We start from the raw sequence: 16,920 nt of genomic DNA, 5'->3' as shown, positions 1-16,920 counted from the left end.
GTGGAGCGCTAGAACAGCCGCCAGCGGGTGAGCGGCCAGGCCACGGCGAAGACGCGTCCGGTGACCCTGTCGATCGGCACGGTCTTCACGCACGTGTCGATCGGCCCGCCGGCGCCGCGGCACTCGCCGAGCGAGTCGTTGGAGTTCGACCGGTGGTCGCCCAGGACGAAGAGGGATCCCTCGGGGACGGTGTACTCGTCGAAGCAGCGGAGGGACGCGGGGCTCGTCGTGCAGTCGAGGGTCCCGGGGGTGAAGGGGAAGTCCTCGAACACGTAGGACTCGTCCAGCGGCTTCCCGTCGACCAGCACGTGCCCGTCGGCGTCGCAGCAGGAGACGGTGTGGCCCCCCTCGGCGATCAGCCTCTTGACGAGGAACTCCTCGTGGGAGGGGCCGATGCTGGTGACGTCGCCGAAGGTCTTCACGATCTCGGAGAGGGGGCTGCCGGCCTCGTCGCTCGCGCCCCAGTCGGCGTCGCGCGAGAAGACGACGATCTGCCCCTCCTCCGGCCCGCCCTGGAGGGCGAGGGTGCGGTCGACCAGGATGCGGTCGCCGAAGAACCCGCCGCCCTGGAGGGTGTTCTCCATCGAGCCGGTCGGCACCGTGTACACCTTCACGAAGAAGGTCTGCACCAGGGCGATGACCGCGATCGCCGCCAGGATCGTCACCACCGGGTGCGAGTACCAGCTCCGCCTCGCGGTCGCTGACCTCGTCGTGCGCGCCATGTGCTCTCCCTCCGGCTCGACGGAGCCAGCCTAGGCGGCGGCGGACGCGGGGCCCGGCAGGGGGCGCGCGTCGGGCGCGGAGGCGGAGGAGGGGGCGACACGCCCGAGGTGGCGGAACGGCCGCGATTCGCGTAGTATCGACCCTTGGTGTTTTGCGCGTGCTCCGGCATGCCCGCGAACCCCGATCCGGGCTCTCGCCCGGTGGTGGCTCGTCGCGGAAACATTCGCACGACCAGTACACACACTACTTCCGAACGACAGTGAGGCTATGGCCAAAAAAGACGGTGTCATCGAAATCGAAGGTGCGGTTGTCGAGGCGCTCCCCAACGCGATGTTCCGCGTGGAGCTGACCAACGGACACAAAGTTCTCGCCCATATCTCGGGCAAGATGCGTCAGCACTACATCCGGATCCTCCCCGAGGACCGGGTGATCGTGGAGCTGAGCCCCTACGACCTGACCCGCGGCCGGATCGTCTACCGCTACAAGTAGACGTTCGCTCCGCTGACGTTCGCGACGTGCGTGTCCTGTAAGGAACGGCCCCGGCATCCGCCGGGAGCACGACGCCAGCGAAAACAAGGACAAGAACAATGAAGGTCAACCCCAGCGTCAAGCGCATCTGCGACCACTGCAAGATCATCCGCCGCCACGGCAACGTGATGGTCATCTGCAGCAGCAACCCCCGCCACAAGCAGCGCCAGGGCTAGTCCCGCTGCTTCCGCGAGGGAGCGCAGGGGCGGCGTGCCGCCCCCACTGCACAACTGAACACACCCGCAGCACCAGAAATCGCGCAGCACCCCGGCGACCCCGGGGTGGACGGCGAGGACACCTTCGGTCGGAGGCCGAGGCACCGGTGCTGCTTCACACCTCCACTCACTCACAGGAGAAGCCACAATGGCACGTCTGGCAGGAGTAGACATCCCGCGCGAGAAGCGCGTGGAGGTCGCACTGACCTACATCTACGGTGTCGGCCGCACTCGCGCGCTCAAGACCCTGAGCGACACCGGGATCGACGGCAACATCCGCGTCAAGGACCTCAGCGACGACCAGCTCGTCTCGCTCCGCGACTACATCGAGGGCAACTACAAGGTGGAGGGCGACCTCCGCCGCGAGGTCGCCGCCGACATCCGCCGCAAGGTCGAGATCGGCTCGTACGAGGGCCTCCGCCACCGTCGCGGCCTCCCGGTCCGTGGACAGCGCACCAAGACGAACGCGCGCACCCGCAAGGGACCCAAGCGCACCGTCGCCGGCAAGAAGAAGGCCGGCCGCAAGTAACGCGGGCGACACGGACCTAGAGGAGATACAGAATTGGCTACCCCCAAGTCGGCCGCGCGCAAGCCGCGCCGCAAGGAGAAGAAGAACATCGCTGTGGGCCAGGCCCACATCAAGTCGACGTTCAACAACACCATCGTCTCGATCACCGACCCCTCCGGGGCCGTCATCAGCTGGGCCTCGTCCGGTGGAGTCGGCTTCAAGGGCTCGCGCAAGTCGACGCCGTTCGCCGCCCAGCTCGCCGCCGAGTCGGCCGCGCGCCAGGCTCAGGAGCACGGCATGAAGAAGGTGGACGTCTTCGTGAAGGGCCCCGGCTCGGGTCGTGAGACCGCGATCCGCTCGCTCCAGGCCGCAGGCCTCGAGGTCGGCTCGATCAACGACGTCACCCCGCAGGCGCACAACGGCTGCCGCCCGCCCAAGCGTCGTCGCGTCTAAGCAGCACTCGCAGCCGTCGGCCGGCCGCACGAACCGCCTCCGGGCGGGGAGTGCGGCCGGCCGGCGGATCGCGCATTTCTTTCACAACTCCACACCTCGCAAACGCACGTGTCATATAGCGGACACGTGATCGAAAGGAATCATCAGTGCTTATCGCACAGCGTCCGACGCTCACCGAGGAGAACATCTCGGAGTTCCGTTCCCGCTTCGTCATCGAGCCCCTCGAGCCCGGCTTCGGCTACACGCTCGGCAACTCGCTGCGTCGCACCCTGCTGTCCTCCATCCCCGGCGCCGCTGTCACCAGCATCCGGATCGACGGAGTCCTGCACGAGTTCACGACCGTCCCGGGCGTCCGCGAGGACGTCACCGAGATCATCCTGAACATCAAGGGACTCGTCGTCTCCTCCGAGCACGACGAGCCGATCACCGCCTACCTGCGCAAGCAGGGAGCCGGCCAGGTCACCGCCGCGGACATCTCGGCTCCGGCCGGTGTCGAGATCCACAACCCGGAGCTCGTCATCGCCACGCTGAACGACAAGGCGAAGTTCGAGCTCGAGCTCACGATCGAGCGCGGCCGCGGCTACGTCTCGGCGACCCAGAACCGCAGCGAGTTCTCCGAGGCCGGCCAGATCCCGGTCGACTCGATCTACTCGCCCGTGCTGAAGGTCACCTACCGCGTCGAGGCCACCCGTGCCGGCGAGCGCACCGACTTCGACCGCCTGGTCGTGGACGTGGAGACGAAGGCCGCGATCTCGCCGCGCGACGCCATCGCCTCCGCCGGACGCACGCTGACCGAGCTGTTCGGTCTCGCCCGCGAGCTGAACAACGCGGCCGAGGGCATCGAGATCGGCCCCGCGCCGGTCGACGCGGTCCTCTCGACCGAGCTGTCCATGCCCATCGAGGACCTCGACCTCTCGGTGCGCAGCTACAACTGCCTCAAGCGCGAGGGCATCAACAACGTCAATGAGCTCGTCGCCCTCTCGGAGACGCAGCTCATGAACATCCGCAACTTCGGTCAGAAGTCGGTGGATGAGGTCAAGGAGAAGCTGACGGAGCTCGGCCTGTCGCTCAAGGACTCGGTCCCCGGGTTCGACGGCGCCCACTTCTACAGCTACGACGACGAGAGCATCTAGGTCCTCCGCTCCGGAGCCCCGGCTCCTCGCGTCCGACCTGCTGACACCCCTTTAGTACTGGAGTAAACCCATGCCCAAGCCCACCAAGGGCCCCCGCCTCGGAGGCGGACCCGCACACGAGCGCCTCCTGCTGGCGAACCTGGCCGCGGCCCTGTTCACGCACAAGAGCATCAAGACGACCGAGACCAAGGCCAAGCGCCTTCGTCCGCTCGCCGAGCGCCTGGTGACCTTCGCCAAGCGCGGCGACCTGCACGCCCGCCGTCGCGTCCTCGCGACGATCGGCGACAAGTCGGTCGTCCACGAGCTCTTCACCGAGATCGCTCCGCTCGTCGCCGAGCGCGAGGGCGGCTACACCCGCATCACCAAGATCGGCCCCCGCAAGGGAGACAACGCGCCCATGGCCGTGATCGAGCTCGTCCTCGAGCCCGTCACGCCCAAGGCGAAGAAGTCGCGCACCGCCACGGCGCCCGTGTCCGCTCCGGTGGACGAGGCCCCCGCCGAGGAGACCACTGCCGAGGAGACCCCCGTCGAGGAGGCGCCCGTGCAGGACGCTCCCGTCGAGGACGCCGCGCAGGACGCTCCTGTCGAGGAGACCGGCGCGACCAAGTAGTCACGCCCCCTCTGCCGAGAGCCCTCCGTCCCCTCCGGGGCGGGGGGCTCTCGTCGTTCCACGGGGCCGAGTGGCGCGAATCGTCGCTTACGATGGCACGGCTGCGCTCGTCGGGTGCGGCCGCGTCACGACCGGCGCTCCCGGGGTCCGCCCCGACGATCCTCGGAGGACTCCTGTGCGACTGCGCTCCTCGGCCGCTGCGGCGCTCCTCGCCCTGGCACTCGCGGCCGGAGTGAGCGGCTGCGCCTCCGGCGAGGTGATCGACGTGCCGGAGTCGGCGGGCCTCGCGAGCACGACCCCGGTGCCGTCGGCCGCACCGACCGTGTCCTCCGTGCCGTCGAGCGAGGGTGTGGACTGCGCGACCGCTCTCCCCGCCTCCCTCGTCGAGCAGGAGGCCGGCCTGACGGCGGGCACCGTGTCGATCACCGCCGCGGGAGACACGTGCTCCTACGCCGTCGACGGCGGCGACCCGGTCGTCGTGCTGACGCTGCACCGCGGGCCCCTCGTCGAGACCTTCACCGGTGCGGGCGAGGCGCTCGGCGCCGTGCCGGTCTCGCTGGGCACGGCCGCCTACTGGGTGCAGGGCATCGCCTCCGCCCCCTCCGAGCTGGCCGTGCTCGCAGGCGGCTGGGAGGCGCGGATCGTCTCCTCGGTCGGCGAGCAGTCGACGCTGGTCGGCTGGGCGGTCTCGGCCCTGGCGACCGTCGACGTCCCGCTCGCGGTCGCCTGAGCCGCGACCACGGCGCGCTCTAGACTCGTCTGATGCTCCACCGCGTCCGCCTCGACCTGGCCTACGACGGCTCGCACTTCTCCGGCTGGGCCAAGCAGCCCGGCCTCCGCACAGTGCAGGGGGTGCTCGAGGAGTCGCTCGCCCTGGTGCTGCGCTCCGAGCAGCACCCGACCGTGACGGTCGCCGGGCGCACCGACGTCGGCGTGCACGCCAGCGCCCAGGTCGCCCACGTCGACCTCACCCCCGAGCAGTGGGGCCGCATCAGCAGCGGCAGGCGCCGACCGGGGGAGGAGCCGTTCCCGCCCGCGTCGATCCTGGAGCGGCGGCTCCGCGGGATCCTCGGGCAGTACACCGACGTCTCGGTGCACCGGGTGACGGAGGCGCCGGAGGGGTTCGACGCGCGGTTCTCGGCGCGCTGGCGGCGGTACGAGTACCGGCTGGCCGACGCCTCCTCGATGCGCCACCCGCTCGACCGCACGTACACCACCTGGATCACCGACTCCCTCGACCTCGACGCGATGACGGCCGCGGCCCGCTCGCTCCTGGGCCTTCACGACTACGCGTCGTTCTGCCGTGCCCGCGCAGGGGCCACCACCATCCGGAGCCTGCTCGACTTCACCTGGGAGCGCGACGCCGACGGAGTCCTGCACGCCCACCTGCGCGCGGACGCCTTCTGCCACAGCATGGTGCGGGCCCTCGTGGGGGCGTGCGTGGCGGTCGGCGCCGGGAAGCTCGAGGCGGGGGCGGTCCCGCTGCTCCGGGACGCCGCCCGACGGACCAACGCGTTCGCGGTGATGCCGGCCCGCGGCCTCATCCTCCGCGAGGTCGACTACCCCGAGGACGACGCGCTCGCCGAGCGGGCCCTGCTCACCCGGGCGAAGCGCACCGTGCGGACCGAGGGGCCGGACCCAGAGGACTCGGAGTGAGGCGAGGGCGCGCGACCGCGCCCCGCGACCCGTGGCGGCCCGGGCCGCACCTCCCGCCGCCGGAGCCCCTGCCGCCACGATCCGTGCTTGGCCGCACGGGGGCTTTGCTGTAATGTCGACCCTTGGTGTTTTCGGCCGTGTGCCGAGCGCCCGAAGTTGAGCCCTCCACCGGATCGGTTCGGCCCCCTCGCGGGTCGAACGGCCACGGAGCGGGATCCACGAACACCTCACTCCGACCAGAAAGCAGCACTCACGTGACTCGCACTTTTTCTCCGAAGCCGGCTGACGTCCAGCACGACTGGATCGTCATCGACGCGTCCGACGTCGTGCTCGGCCGTCTCGCCACCCACGCCGCGGCGCTCCTGCGCGGCAAGCACAAGGCCACCTTCGCGCCGCACATGGACATGGGCGACTTCGTCATCATCGTCAACGCGGAGAAGGTCGCCCTCACCGGCCAGAAGCTCCTCCAGAAGAAGGCCTACCGCCACTCCGGCTACCCGGGCGGCCTCTCGGCCACCACGTACGCCGAGCTCCTCGAGAAGAACCCGGTCCGCGCCGTCGAGAAGGCCATCCGCGGCATGCTCCCCAAGAACTCCCTCGGCCGCGCCCAGCTGCGCAAGCTGAAGGTCTACACGGGATCCGAGCACCCCCACGCGGCCCAGCAGCCGCAGGCGTACGCCTTCACCCAGGTCGCCCAGTAGGCTCCGGCCCTCCCCGACACCCCAGACTTCGAAGACAAAGGATCACCTACACCGTGGCGAAGATCGCAGACCAGATCGACGTGGCTCCCGAGAGCTACTCCACCGAAAGCCCGGCCACCGAGGCGTCCACGACGCCCCGCGCCGTCCTCAACGTCTCCGGCGCAGCCGTGGGCCGACGCAAGCAGGCCATCGCCCGCGTGCGCCTCGTCCCCGGCAACGGCGGCATGACCGTCAACGCCCGCGAGTTCGCGGAGTACTTCCCCAACAAGCTGCACCAGCAGCTGATCACCGACCCCTTCAAGGTGCTCGACCTGATCGGCTCCTACGACGTGGTCGCCAAGATCACCGGCGGCGGCCCCTCCGGCCAGGCCGGCGCGCTGCGCCTCGCCATCGCCCGTGCGCTCAACGAGATCGACCGCGAGAACAACCGCGCGATCCTGAAGAAGGCGGGCTTCCTGACTCGCGACGCCCGCGTCATCGAGCGCAAGAAGGCCGGTCTCAAGAAGGCCCGCAAGGCGTCCCAGTTCTCGAAGCGCTAGTCGACGCGGCCTGACGGCCGCACGACCAGCAGCTCGAGAAGGGACTGCGCACCATGCCGCGCCTGTTCGGAACAGACGGCGTCCGTGGCCTCGCTAATCGCGAGGTCACGGCCGACCTGGCTCTCGGCCTCGCCCAGGCGGCCGCCCGTGTACTCGGAGCGGCCGCCCGGGCCGAGGGCCGTCGGCCCGTCGCCGTGCTCGCCCGCGACCCCCGCATCTCCGGTCAGTTCATCGGAGCCGCGGTCGCGGCGGGTCTCGCGAGCGCGGGAGTCGACGTGCTCGACGCCGGCGTCATCCCGACGCCCGCCACCGCCTATCTCATCGCCGACGAGAACGCCGACTTCGGCGTGATGATCTCGGCCTCGCACAACCCCGCAGCCGACAACGGCATCAAGTTCTTCGCCGCCGGCGGACGCAAACTCCCGGACGAGCTCGAGAACCGCATCGAAGCGGCCCTCGGAGTCCCCCCGCTCACGCCGACCGGAGCCGACGTCGGCCGCATCACCCGCTTCTCCGACGCGGAGGACCGCTACGTCCTCCACCTGCTCGGATCCCTCGAGGGCACCCGTCTCGACGGCCTGCACGTGGTCATCGACTGCGCGCACGGCGCCGCCGCCGGCATCTCGCCCCAAGTGTTCACCGACGCCGGAGCGACCGTCACCGTCATCGGCAACGACCCCGACGGCCTCAACATCAACGACGGAGTGGGCTCCACCCACCTCGACAACGTCGCCGACGCCGTCCGCGCGGCCGGCGCCGACATCGGCATCGCCCACGACGGCGACGCCGACCGCTGCCTCGCAGTGGACGCCGAGGGCCGCATCGTCGACGGCGACCAGATCATGGCGATCCTCGCGACAGCCATGGCCCGCCGCGGCGCCCTCCGCGACGACGTCCTCGTGGCCACCGTCATGAGCAACCTCGGCCTCAAGCTCGCCATGCGCGACGCCGGCATCCGCGTCATCGAGACCGCGGTCGGCGACCGCTACGTCCTCGAGGCGATGAACGACGGCGGCTACTCGCTCGGCGGGGAGCAGTCCGGCCACGTCATCATGAGCCGCTACGCCACCACCGGCGACGGCGTGCTCACCGGCCTCCAGCTCGCGGCCGAGATGGCCCGCACCGGACGCACGATCGCCGACCTGGCCGCCGTCATGTCCGTCTTCCCGCAGACCCTCCTCAACGTACGCGGCGTCGACCGCGAGGGCGTCCGCGACGACGAGGTCATCGCCTCCGCCGTCGCCGACGCCACCGCCGAGCTCGGCAGCGACGGCCGCGTGCTCCTGCGCCCCTCCGGCACGGAGCCGATGGTGCGCGTCATGGTCGAGGCGAAGACGCAGGAGACGGCCGACCGCCTCGCCGAATCGCTCGCCGCGGTCGTGCTCGAGCGGCTGCGTTCTTAAGGAGCCGCTCCCTGCGCGGCTCCTCGCGGTCGGCTTGGGGAGGTGGTCGCGATGGGTGGAGCGGGGTGCGTTCGCCGCGGGTGAATCGCTTGGCACGCGATTCCCACGACGGCTCGTGGGTTGGGCCGCTCCCTGCGCGGCTCCTCGCGGTCGGCTTGGGGAGGTGGTCGCGATGGGTGGAGCGGGGTGCGTTCGCCGCGCGGGAATCGCTGGGCACGCGGCGGTGTTCGTTGCGGGGCCGCTCCCTGCGCGGCCCCTCGCGGTCGGCTTCGCGAGGTGGTTGCGATGGCTGGAGCGGGGCGCGTTCGCCGCGGGTGAATCGCTTGGCACGCGATTCCCGCGACGGCTGTGTTCGTTGAGGGGCCGCTCCCTGCGCGGCCCCTCGCGGTCGGCTTCGCGAGGTGGTTGCGATGGGTGGAGCGGGGCGCGTTCGCCGCGGGTGAATCGCTTGGCACGCGATTCCCACGACGGCTGTGTTCGTTGAGGGGCCGCTCCCTGCGCGGCTCCTCGCGGTCGGCCTGGAGAGGTTGTTGCGATGGGTGGAGCGGGGCGCGTTCGCCGCGCGGGAATCGCTTGGCACGCGGCGGTGCTTGTTGCGGGGCCGCTCCTTGCGCGGCCCCTCGCGGTCGGCTTCGCGAGGTCGTTGCGCGGGTGGAGCGGGTCGCGTTCGCCGCGGGTGAATCGGCTTGGCACGCGGCTGTGTTCGTTGCGGGGCCGCTCCCTGCGCGGCCCCTCGCGGTCGGCTTCGCGAGGTGGTTGCGCGGGTGGAGCGGGTTGCGGCCGCCGCGCGAGAATCGCTTGGCACGCGATTCCCGCCGACGGCTCGTGGGTGGCGGCGAGCCTGCGCCGATCGTGCGGTGAAGGGGTTCGAGGTCGGTGGCTGCGCGGTGCGCGCGGCGGCGAACAACGACCGGGGGCGCAGTCAGATCTTGCGGAGGAGGACCGAGGAGACGGTGTGGTCGGCCTGCTTGCGGAGGACCAGGCTTGCGCGGGAGCGGGTGGGGCGCACGTTCTGCAGCAGGTTCGGCTCGTTGATCGCGGCCCAGATGCTCCGCGCGCGCTCGCGGGCCTCATCCGGGCTGAGCGCCGCGTATCGGTGGAAGTAGGAGTTCGGATTCGCGAACGCGCCCTGCTGCAGGGTGAGGAAGCGCTCCTCGTACCAGCGCGCGATGTCGCTGGTCCGGGCGTCGACGTAGACGGTGAAGTCGAACAGGTCGCTCACCGCCAGGCCGTGACCGGGCACCGGCGGCTGCAGCACGTTCAGGCCCTCGACGATCAGCACGTCCGGCCGCCGCACGACGATCTCGGCGTCGGGGACGATGTCGTAGGACAGGTGCGAGTAGAACGGCGCGCGCACCTCCGCGGCCCCGCCCTTCACCTCCGAGACGAAGCGCAGCAGCGCCCGCCGGTCGTACGACTCGGGGAAGCCTTTGCGGCTCATCAGACCGCGGCGCTCCAGCTCGCGGTTGGGCAGCAGGAAGCCGTCGGTGGTCACCAGCTCGACGCGGGGCGTGTCCTCCCAGCGGGCGAGCAGCTCCCGCAGCAGGCGCGCGATCGTCGACTTGCCCACCGCGACCGACCCCGCGACGCCGATCACGAACGGAGTCGGCTGCGCGCGCTCCCCGAGGAACGTGCTCGTCGCGCGGTGCAGGTGCCGCGCGCCACCGGCGTACAGGCTCAGCAGGCGCGAGAGCGGCAGGTAGACCTCCGCGACCTCGGTGAGGCTCAGCCGGTCGCCCAGCCCCCGCAGCTGCACGACCTCGGTCTCCGACAGCGGCAGCTCCGTGGTGCGGGCGAGCTCGGCCCAGTCGGAGCGGACGATCTCGACGAAGGGGGAGGGGTGCGCGTCGCGCGCGGGATCGCGAGGAGACGACGGCATGGGGACCGATCCTAGCGTCCGCCCCGCCGGGTGCCCGACGCCGCGGGAGGCGCCTCCGCGCCGCTTAGAATCGAGCGCATGTGTGGAATCGTTGGATACGTCGGTGAGCGCGACAGCCTGGCCGTGCTGCTCGGGGGCCTGAAGCGTCTGGAGTACCGCGGCTACGACTCGGCCGGCGTGGCCGTGATCGACGCCGACGGGCAGCTCGACAGCCGCAAGCGCTCGGGCAAGCTCAGCGTCCTGGTCGACGACCTCGAGGCGCACCCGCTGGCCGAGGGCACCACGGGCATCGGCCACACCCGCTGGGCGACGCACGGCGGCCCGACCGACCGCAACGCCCACCCCCACCTCGCGGACGAGGGCAGGCTCGCCGTCATCCACAACGGCATCATCGAGAACTTCCAGCCGCTCAAGGAGCAGCTGCTCGCCGAGGGCGCCGTCTTCGAGAGCGAGACCGACACCGAGGTCGCCGCGCACCTGATCGCCCGCGAGTACCGCCGCACCGGCGACCTCGTGCTCGCCTTCCAGGCCGTCGTCGCGCACCTCGAGGGCGCGTTCACCCTGCTCGCCCTGCACCAGGACCAGCCCGGCGTGGTCGTCGGCGCGCGCCGCAACTCGCCGCTCGTGATCGGCCTGGGCGACGGGGAGAACTTCCTCGGCTCCGACGTCGCGGCGTTCGTCGAGTTCACCCGCCGCGCGGTCGCCATCGGCCAGGACCAGATCGTCACGATCACCCCGGAGCTCGTCACGGTGACCGACTTCTTCGGCAACCCCGTCGAGACCGAGCCGTTCGAGATCGCCTGGGACGCGTCGGCGTCCGAGAAGGGCGGCTGGTCGAGCTTCATGGCCAAGGAGATCACCGAGGGCCCCGAGGCCGTCGCCAACACGCTCCGCGGCCGCATCCACGAGGGCGCGATCACGCTGCCCGAGCTCGACGCGCTCGGTCCGGTGCTGACGGAGATCGACCGCATCACGATCATCGCCTGCGGCACGGCCGCCTACTCGGGCATGGTCGCCAAGTACGCGATCGAGAAATGGGCGCGCGTCCCCGTCGAGGTCGAGCTCAGCCACGAGTTCCGCTACCGCGACCCGGTGCTCACCCCGCGCACCCTCGTCGTCTCGATCAGCCAGTCCGGCGAGACGATGGACACGCTGATGGCGGTCAAGTACGCCCGCGAGCACGGCGCCAAGACGCTCTCGGTCTGCAACACCCAGGGCGCGACGATCCCGCGCGAGTCGGACGCCGTGCTCTACACGCACGCGGGACCGGAGGTGGCGGTCGCCTCGACCAAGGCCTTCGTCGCCCAGATCGCGGCGCTCTACCTCTTCGGGCTGCACCTGGCCGCGGTGCGCGGAGCCGCCTCCACCGAGCTCGTCGCCTCGCAGGCGGCCCAGCTCGCCGCGATCCCGGAGAAGCTCTCCCGCGTGCTCGACGCCTCCGACGACATCGCCCAGCTGGCCGGTTGGATGGCCGACACCCGCGCGGTGCTGTTCCTCGGCCGCCACGTCGGCTACCCGGTGGCGCTCGAGGGCGCGCTGAAGCTCAAGGAGCTCGCCTACATCCACGCCGAGGGCTTCGCGGCGGGCGAGCTCAAGCACGGCCCGATCGCGCTGATCGAGCCGGGCCAGGTCGTGTTCGTGATCGTGCCGAGCCCGAGCGAGTCGTACGAGCTGCAGCGCAAGGTGATCTCGAACATCCAGGAGATCAAGGCCCGCGGCGCCCGCGTCATCGCGATCGCGGAGCAGGGCGACACGGCCGCGATCCAGATCGCCGACGAGGTCGTTCCGATCCCGCTCGCCGACCCGCTGTTCGAGCCGCTGCTCGCCGTCACCCCGCTGCAGATGTTCGCGATGGAGCTCGCCGCCGCCAAGGGCCTCGACGTCGACCAGCCGCGCAACCTCGCCAAGTCGGTCACGGTCGAGTGATCGAGCCGTGATCGTGGGGATCGGGGTGGACGTCGTGGACCTCGCGCGCTTCGAGCGCTCGCTGACGCGCACGCCCCGGCTCCGCGACCGGCTGTTCGCCGAGAGCGAACGCTCGCTCCCCGTCGCCTCACTGGCGGGCCGCTTCGCCGCCAAGGAGGCGCTGATCAAGGCGCTCGGCGACTCCGTGGGCGCCGGGTGGCACGACATGGTCGTCGAGCGGGACGAGTACGGGAATCCGTCCTTCGCGCTGCACGGCCCGGCCCGGGCGGCCGCGGAGGCGCGGGGGATCACGCGCGTGCACCTCTCGATGACGCATGACGCGGGCGTGGCCTGCGCGTTCGTGGTGGCCGAGTCGTGAGCGTCCCTGCGTCGTACCGCGAGGCGGTGATCGACGTCGACGCGATGGCGGCGAACGCCGCGCGTCTACGCGAGCTCACCGGTGCCCGACGGCTGATGGCCGTCGTCAAGGCCAACGGGTACGGGCACGGCGCCCTGGCTGCGGCGCAGGCGGCGCTCGACGGCGGCGCGGACGCCCTCGGCACCGCGGAGCTGCGGGAGGCCGTGGCCCTGCGCGAGGCAGGCGTCGTCGCTCCGATCCTCTGCTGGCTGCACGACCCCGGCGAGGACTTCGACGCGGCGCTCGAGCACTCGATCGACGTCGCCGTCTCCTCCGTCGACCAGATCGACACGCTCGCGCAGTCGGCGGAGGACCGCGGTGTGCGCGCCGCCGTGCAGCTCAAGGTCGACACGGGCCTCAGCCGCAACGGCGCCGCGGAGGAGGAGTGGCCGCACCTGGCGGAGTCGCTCGCCCGTCACAGCGCTCGCGGCACCGTCCACCTCACCGGGCTCTTCTCGCACCTGTCCAACACCTCGCGCGAGGACGACCTCGTCCAGCTCGCGCTCCTCCGCCGCGCCGAGGCCGTGCTGGCCGCGCACGGGGTGCAGGTGCCGGTCCTGCACCTCGCGGCGACGGCGGCGGCGCTGCGCCTCCCGGAGACACGCCTCGACATGGTGCGCAGCGGCATCGCCCTCTACGGACTCTCGCCGTTCGAGGACGAGACCTCGCTCCAGCTCGGGCTCGTCCCGGCGATGACGCTGCAGGGCCGCGTCGCCGGCGTCCGCCGGGTGCCCCACGGGACCGGCGTGAGCTACGACTACACCTGGCGGGCCGAGGGCGGGACGACCCTCGCGCTCGTGCCGTTCGGCTACGCGGACGGCATCCCGCGGAGCGCCTCCGGCGTCGCGGAGGTCTCGATCGGCGGCCGCCGCCACCGGATCGCCGGGCGGGTCGCGATGGATCAGTTCGTCGTCGACGTGGGGGATGCGAGCGTCGCGACGGGCGACCCGGTGACGCTCTGGGGCGACCCGACGACCGGCGTCCCCTCGGTCGACGAGTGGGCGCGGTGGTGCGGCACCATCAACTACGAGCTGGTCACCCGGCTCGGGCCGCGGGTCCAGCGGCGGCTGCTGAGCGCGGCGGACGGCCGTGCCTGAGCGCTCCTGGTTCGCGGACCGCGTCGTCGAGGTCGCCGATCCGGAGGCCATGGCGGAGCTCGGCCGCGAGCTCGGCCGAGTGCTGCGTGCCGGCGACCTGCTGGTGCTGACCGGGCCGCTCGGCGCGGGCAAGACGACCTTCACGCGCGGGCTCGGCGAGGGCCTCGACGTGCGGGGTCCCGTGACGAGCCCCACCTTCGTGATCGCGCGGACGCATCCGCCGCTGCACGACGGGCCGCCGCTCGTACACGTCGACGCCTACCGCGTGGGCTCGCCGGTCGAGCTCGACGACCTCGACCTCGATCCGGCGCGCTCTGTGATCGTCGTGGAGTGGGGGGCCGGGATGCTGGACGGCGTCGCGGAGTCCTGGCTCGACGTGGTCATCGAGCGGCCGACCGCCGGCTCCGACGCCGAGGAGGGCGAGGAGCCGATCGAGCCGCGGACCGTCCGCTTCCGCGGCACCGGCTGGAGCTGAGCCCGCGGGTACCCTGGACGCGTGCTCCTCGCGATCGACACCTCCTCCGGAACCTCCGTCGCCGTCGTCGACTCCTCGGGCGCCGTGCGCTCGGAGCGCACCGAGACCGACACCATGCGCCACGCGGAGGTGGTCGGCCGGCTGATCCAGGAGGCGCTCGAGGCGGCCGACGTGGCTCCCGGGGGCATCGAGGCGGTCGCCGTGGGCATGGGCCCCGGCCCCTTCACCGGCCTCCGGGTCGGGATCGCCGCCGCCCGGGCCTTCGCGCTCGGCCGCGGCGTCCCCACCCTCCCCGTGGTCTCGCACGACGCGATCGCGCTCGCCGCGCTGCGGCACGGGCGCGCCGCGGGCTTCCTCGTCGTCACCGACGCCCGCCGCCGCGAGCTGTACTGGAGCGCCTACGACGGGCTCGACGACCAGGGACTCCCCGTCCGCCTCGCCGGCCCGGGCCTGGACAAGCCGCCGGCCCTCCCGCATCCGGAGCTCCCACGCCTGGAGGCCGAGTCGGTCTCCGCCGGCGAGCTCGGAGTCGTGGCAGCCCGCCTGCGCGCGGCCGGTCGGCCCGGTGCCGCGGACGAGCCCCTCTACCTCCGCTCGCCCGACGTCACGCTGTCGGCCGGCCCCAAGCGGGTGACAGCATGAGCGAGGCCGCGCTCCGCGACGCGCAGCCGGACGACCTCGACGCCGTCATGGCGATCGAGCAGTCCGAGTTCGTCGGCGACGCCTGGTCGCGCGGGATGATGGCGGAGGAGATCCGGAGCCGTCACACCCGGTACCTGGTCGCCGAGCAGGACGGCGAGGTGGTCGGCTACGCCGGGCTCCTCTGCCCCGTCGGCGCTCACGAGGGCGACGTGCAGACGATCGCGGTCGTCGCCCGGGTCCGCCGCACCGGCCTCGGCCGCCGACTGCTGCGCGCGCTCCTCGAGGCGGCCCGCGAGCGAGGCGCCCGCGAGGTCTTCCTCGAGGTCCGCGCCGACAACCCCGCCGCGCAGACCCTCTACCGCTCGGAGGGCTTCGAGGAGATCGGCGTCCGCCCCGCCTACTACCAGCCCGACGGAGTGGACGCGATCGTGATGCGCCGGCCGCCGACCCCGACCCAGGAGACCCCGTGAGCACCGGACCCCTCGTCCTCGGCATCGAGACCAGCTGCGACGAGACGGGGATCGGCATCGTCCGCGGCACGACGCTGCTCTCGAACACCATCGCCTCCTCGATGGAGGAGCACGCCCGCTACGGCGGCGTCGTGCCCGAGGTGGCCGCCCGGGCGCACCTGGAGGCGCTCGAGCCCGCCCTGCACGCGGCGCTCTCCGAGGCCGGTGTCGCGCTCGGCGACCTGGACGCGATCGCGGTCACCAGCGGACCGGGGCTCTCGGGCGCACTCATGGTCGGCGTCGGAGCGGCGAAGGCGCTCGCCGTCTCGCTCGGCCTGCCGCTCTACGCCGTGAACCACCTCGTCGGACATGTGGGAGCCGACGTCCTCCGGGCCGACGGCAGCGAGGGCAGCCCCGTCGAGGTGCCGACGATCGCGCTGCTGGTCTCGGGCGGGCACACCTCGCTCCTGCACGTGCGCGATCTGGTGTCGGACGTCGAGCTGCTCGGCGAGACCATCGACGACGCCGCCGGCGAGGCCTTCGACAAGGTGGCGCGCGTCCTGGGCCTGCCCTATCCCGGCGGACCGCAGATCGACCGGGTGGCGGCGGACGGGGACCCGAAGGCGATCCGCTTCCCCCGCGGGCTCAGCCTGCCGAAGGACCTCGAGCGCCACCGCTACGACTTCTCGTTCTCAGGGCTGAAGACCGCGGTCGCCCGCTGGGTCGAGAAGCGCCAGGACGCGGGGGAGGAGGTGCCCGTGGCCGACGTCGCGGCGAGCTTCCGCGAGGCGGTCGCCGACGTCCTGCTCACGAAGGCGCTCGCCGCCTGCCGCGACCGGGGCGTGCCGCGCCTCCTGCTCGGGGGCGGCGTGGTCGCCAACGCCCGGGTGCGCGCTCTGGCGGAGGAGCGGTGCGCGGCCGCGGGAGTGACCCTGCGGATCCCGGCGCTCTCGCTCTGCACCGACAACGGCGCGATGATCGCCGCACTGGCGGCGCAGCTGATCGAGGCGGGGCATCCGCCGTCGGGGCTCGGCTTCGGGGCCGACTCGACCCTCCCGGTCACCGAGATCCAAGTCCGCTGAGGCCTCTACCGGGCGGCGGCCGGGCCGCGCAAGCGCCGTCCAGCTTTTTGACAGGCGGATCGTGCCACTGCCACTCTTGGCCGCATCCGCTCGTTCCTGACCCTGGGGGATTCCATGACCACTCCGTACACGCCCGCGTCCGACCGCTACAACATCCTGGCGATCATCGGCTTCATCGCCTCGTTCTTCGTCTCCATCGTGGGCATCGTGCTGGGCTTCATCGCCCTGTCGCAGATCAAGCGCACGGGGGAGAAGGGCCGCGGCCTAGCCCTCGCCGCCGTCATCATCGGCTTCGTCGCGATCATCATCACCATCATCTCGTTCGTCGCGCTCTTCTCGATCGCGGCGACCATGCCCTCGACCGGGTACTGATCGACACGCCTCCGAGGCTCGGGGGCGCCCGCACCACCAGGAGGACACCGTGACCGACGACACCGCGCCCGGACCGCAGACCGGACCGGCACCCGCGCCGTTCGCCCCTCCGCTCGGCGAGCCGTCGGCGGC

At 71.8% G+C, this 16,920-nt stretch carries 21 protein-coding genes; 19 read left to right on the top strand and 2 right to left on the bottom strand.

The genetic code is table 11. The features are described from left to right. Nucleotides 1–8: 8 nt before the first annotated feature. The gene (lepB, locus tag C5B93_RS11050; RefSeq protein ID WP_104251134.1) at nt 9–722 is read right to left on the bottom strand and encodes a signal peptidase I; all 714 of its coding nucleotides are present in this window, start codon (nt 720–722) and stop codon (nt 9–11) included. Nucleotides 723–990: 268 nt separating this feature from the next. On the opposite strand from lepB, the gene infA reads away from it, so the two are divergent. The 11 genes from infA (at nt 991) to glmM (ending at nt 8,469) form a co-directional block, all read left to right on the top strand. Beyond that, the gene (gene infA / locus C5B93_RS11045) at nt 991–1,212 is read left to right on the top strand and encodes a translation initiation factor IF-1 (RefSeq protein ID WP_022883252.1); all 222 of its coding nucleotides are present in this window, start codon (nt 991–993) and stop codon (nt 1,210–1,212) included. 98 nt (nt 1,213–1,310) lie between these two features. Beyond that, nucleotides 1,311–1,427, top strand: coding sequence for a 50S ribosomal protein L36 (gene rpmJ, locus C5B93_RS11040; protein ID WP_055787164.1), 117 nt, complete (start codon nt 1,311–1,313; stop codon nt 1,425–1,427). Nucleotides 1,428–1,614: 187 nt separating this feature from the next. Continuing rightward, complete coding sequence (rpsM, locus tag C5B93_RS11035; RefSeq protein ID WP_068251511.1) at nt 1,615–1,995, top strand: 30S ribosomal protein S13; 381 nt, start codon at nt 1,615–1,617, stop codon at nt 1,993–1,995. Nucleotides 1,996–2,028: 33 nt separating this feature from the next. Further along, a complete protein-coding gene (rpsK, locus tag C5B93_RS11030) occupies nt 2,029–2,427 on the top strand; it encodes a 30S ribosomal protein S11 (RefSeq protein WP_055787170.1) in 399 nt (132 codons plus the stop codon). Between the two features lie 146 nt (nt 2,428–2,573). Continuing rightward, nucleotides 2,574–3,560: a DNA-directed RNA polymerase subunit alpha gene (locus C5B93_RS11025; protein ID WP_104224999.1), complete on the top strand. Its 987-nt coding sequence runs from the start codon at nt 2,574–2,576 to the stop codon at nt 3,558–3,560. Nucleotides 3,561–3,630: 70 nt separating this feature from the next. After that, on the top strand, nt 3,631–4,170 hold the full coding sequence (gene rplQ / locus C5B93_RS11020) for a 50S ribosomal protein L17 (RefSeq protein ID WP_104225000.1): 540 nt from the start codon (nt 3,631–3,633) through the stop codon (nt 4,168–4,170). A gap of 175 nt (nt 4,171–4,345) precedes the next feature. Continuing rightward, nucleotides 4,346–4,900 carry a hypothetical protein gene (locus C5B93_RS11015; protein WP_104292483.1) on the top strand — a complete coding sequence of 185 codons (555 nt, stop codon included), beginning with the start codon at nt 4,346–4,348 and terminating at the stop codon, nt 4,898–4,900. A 32-nt stretch (nt 4,901–4,932) separates the two neighbouring features. After that, nucleotides 4,933–5,826, top strand: a complete 894-nt coding sequence (locus C5B93_RS11010) for a tRNA pseudouridine(38-40) synthase TruA (protein WP_104238770.1) — start codon at nt 4,933–4,935, stop codon at nt 5,824–5,826. Nucleotides 5,827–6,080: 254 nt separating this feature from the next. Next, nucleotides 6,081–6,527 carry a 50S ribosomal protein L13 gene (gene rplM / locus C5B93_RS11005; protein WP_104225003.1) on the top strand — a complete coding sequence of 149 codons (447 nt, stop codon included), beginning with the start codon at nt 6,081–6,083 and terminating at the stop codon, nt 6,525–6,527. A 53-nt stretch (nt 6,528–6,580) separates the two neighbouring features. Beyond that, nucleotides 6,581–7,066 carry a 30S ribosomal protein S9 gene (gene rpsI / locus C5B93_RS11000; protein WP_104225004.1) on the top strand — a complete coding sequence of 162 codons (486 nt, stop codon included), beginning with the start codon at nt 6,581–6,583 and terminating at the stop codon, nt 7,064–7,066. Between the two features lie 53 nt (nt 7,067–7,119). Continuing rightward, nucleotides 7,120–8,469, top strand: coding sequence for a phosphoglucosamine mutase (gene glmM / locus C5B93_RS10995; protein WP_104251130.1), 1,350 nt, complete (start codon nt 7,120–7,122; stop codon nt 8,467–8,469). A 922-nt stretch (nt 8,470–9,391) separates the two neighbouring features. Here glmM and coaA read toward each other — a convergent pair. Next, a complete protein-coding gene (coaA, locus tag C5B93_RS10990) occupies nt 9,392–10,348 on the bottom strand; it encodes a type I pantothenate kinase (protein ID WP_104234153.1) in 957 nt (318 codons plus the stop codon). A gap of 78 nt (nt 10,349–10,426) precedes the next feature. On the opposite strand from coaA, the gene glmS reads away from it, so the two are divergent. From glmS to C5B93_RS10950, 8 genes are all read left to right on the top strand, one after another. After that, nucleotides 10,427–12,274, top strand: coding sequence for a glutamine--fructose-6-phosphate transaminase (isomerizing) (gene glmS, locus C5B93_RS10985; RefSeq protein WP_104227413.1), 1,848 nt, complete (start codon nt 10,427–10,429; stop codon nt 12,272–12,274). 7 nt (nt 12,275–12,281) lie between these two features. Then, nucleotides 12,282–12,632, top strand: coding sequence for a holo-ACP synthase (locus tag C5B93_RS10980; protein ID WP_104292482.1), 351 nt, complete (start codon nt 12,282–12,284; stop codon nt 12,630–12,632). Next, nucleotides 12,629–13,768 carry an alanine racemase gene (alr, locus tag C5B93_RS10975; protein ID WP_181068382.1) on the top strand — a complete coding sequence of 380 codons (1,140 nt, stop codon included), beginning with the start codon at nt 12,629–12,631 and terminating at the stop codon, nt 13,766–13,768. The genes C5B93_RS10980 and alr overlap by 4 nt, the downstream gene beginning before the upstream one ends. 49 nt (nt 13,769–13,817) lie before the next feature. Further along, entirely contained in the window at nt 13,818–14,243 is a 426-nt protein-coding gene (gene tsaE, locus C5B93_RS10970) for a tRNA (adenosine(37)-N6)-threonylcarbamoyltransferase complex ATPase subunit type 1 TsaE (protein WP_104227417.1), read from the top strand. A gap of 21 nt (nt 14,244–14,264) precedes the next feature. Further along, entirely contained in the window at nt 14,265–14,885 is a 621-nt protein-coding gene (tsaB, locus tag C5B93_RS10965) for a tRNA (adenosine(37)-N6)-threonylcarbamoyltransferase complex dimerization subunit type 1 TsaB (RefSeq protein ID WP_104251126.1), read from the top strand. Further along, a complete protein-coding gene (gene rimI, locus C5B93_RS10960; RefSeq protein ID WP_104292481.1) occupies nt 14,882–15,355 on the top strand; it encodes a ribosomal protein S18-alanine N-acetyltransferase in 474 nt (157 codons plus the stop codon). Before tsaB ends, rimI begins: the two co-directional genes overlap by 4 nt. Further along, entirely contained in the window at nt 15,352–16,416 is a 1,065-nt protein-coding gene (gene tsaD / locus C5B93_RS10955; RefSeq protein WP_104225013.1) for a tRNA (adenosine(37)-N6)-threonylcarbamoyltransferase complex transferase subunit TsaD, read from the top strand. The genes rimI and tsaD overlap by 4 nt, the downstream gene beginning before the upstream one ends. 114 nt (nt 16,417–16,530) lie before the next feature. Then, nucleotides 16,531–16,788, top strand: a complete 258-nt coding sequence (locus C5B93_RS10950) for a DUF4190 domain-containing protein (RefSeq protein WP_104225014.1) — start codon at nt 16,531–16,533, stop codon at nt 16,786–16,788. Nucleotides 16,789–16,920 lie beyond the last annotated feature (132 nt).

The sequence above is a fragment of the Rathayibacter sp. AY1A2 genome (assembly GCF_002930935.1).
Lineage (GTDB): Bacteria > Actinomycetota > Actinomycetes > Actinomycetales > Microbacteriaceae > Rathayibacter.
The sequence above is the reverse complement of the archived record's forward strand: the minus strand, read 5'-3'. Positions and strand labels throughout refer to the sequence as shown.

Bases quoted from the DNA above. Each gene is read 5' to 3' on its own strand.
- coaA (WP_104234153.1), bottom strand. From the start codon at position 10,348: ATGCCGTCGTCTCCTCGCGATCCCGCGCGCGACGCGCACCCCTCCCCC.
- infA (WP_022883252.1), top strand. From the start codon at position 991: ATGGCCAAAAAAGACGGTGTCATCGAAATCGAAGGTGCGGTTGTCGAG.
- rplQ (WP_104225000.1), top strand. From the start codon at position 3,631: ATGCCCAAGCCCACCAAGGGCCCCCGCCTCGGAGGCGGACCCGCACAC.
- rpmJ (WP_055787164.1), top strand. From the start codon at position 1,311: ATGAAGGTCAACCCCAGCGTCAAGCGCATCTGCGACCACTGCAAGATC.
- glmM (WP_104251130.1), top strand. From the start codon at position 7,120: ATGCCGCGCCTGTTCGGAACAGACGGCGTCCGTGGCCTCGCTAATCGC.
- C5B93_RS11010 (WP_104238770.1), top strand. From the start codon at position 4,933: ATGCTCCACCGCGTCCGCCTCGACCTGGCCTACGACGGCTCGCACTTC.
- lepB (WP_104251134.1), bottom strand. From the start codon at position 722: ATGGCGCGCACGACGAGGTCAGCGACCGCGAGGCGGAGCTGGTACTCG.
- rimI (WP_104292481.1), top strand. From the start codon at position 14,882: ATGAGCGAGGCCGCGCTCCGCGACGCGCAGCCGGACGACCTCGACGCC.
- rpsM (WP_068251511.1), top strand. From the start codon at position 1,615: ATGGCACGTCTGGCAGGAGTAGACATCCCGCGCGAGAAGCGCGTGGAG.
- glmS (WP_104227413.1), top strand. From the start codon at position 10,427: ATGTGTGGAATCGTTGGATACGTCGGTGAGCGCGACAGCCTGGCCGTG.
- C5B93_RS10950 (WP_104225014.1), top strand. From the start codon at position 16,531: ATGACCACTCCGTACACGCCCGCGTCCGACCGCTACAACATCCTGGCG.
- tsaE (WP_104227417.1), top strand. From the start codon at position 13,818: ATGGCGGAGCTCGGCCGCGAGCTCGGCCGAGTGCTGCGTGCCGGCGAC.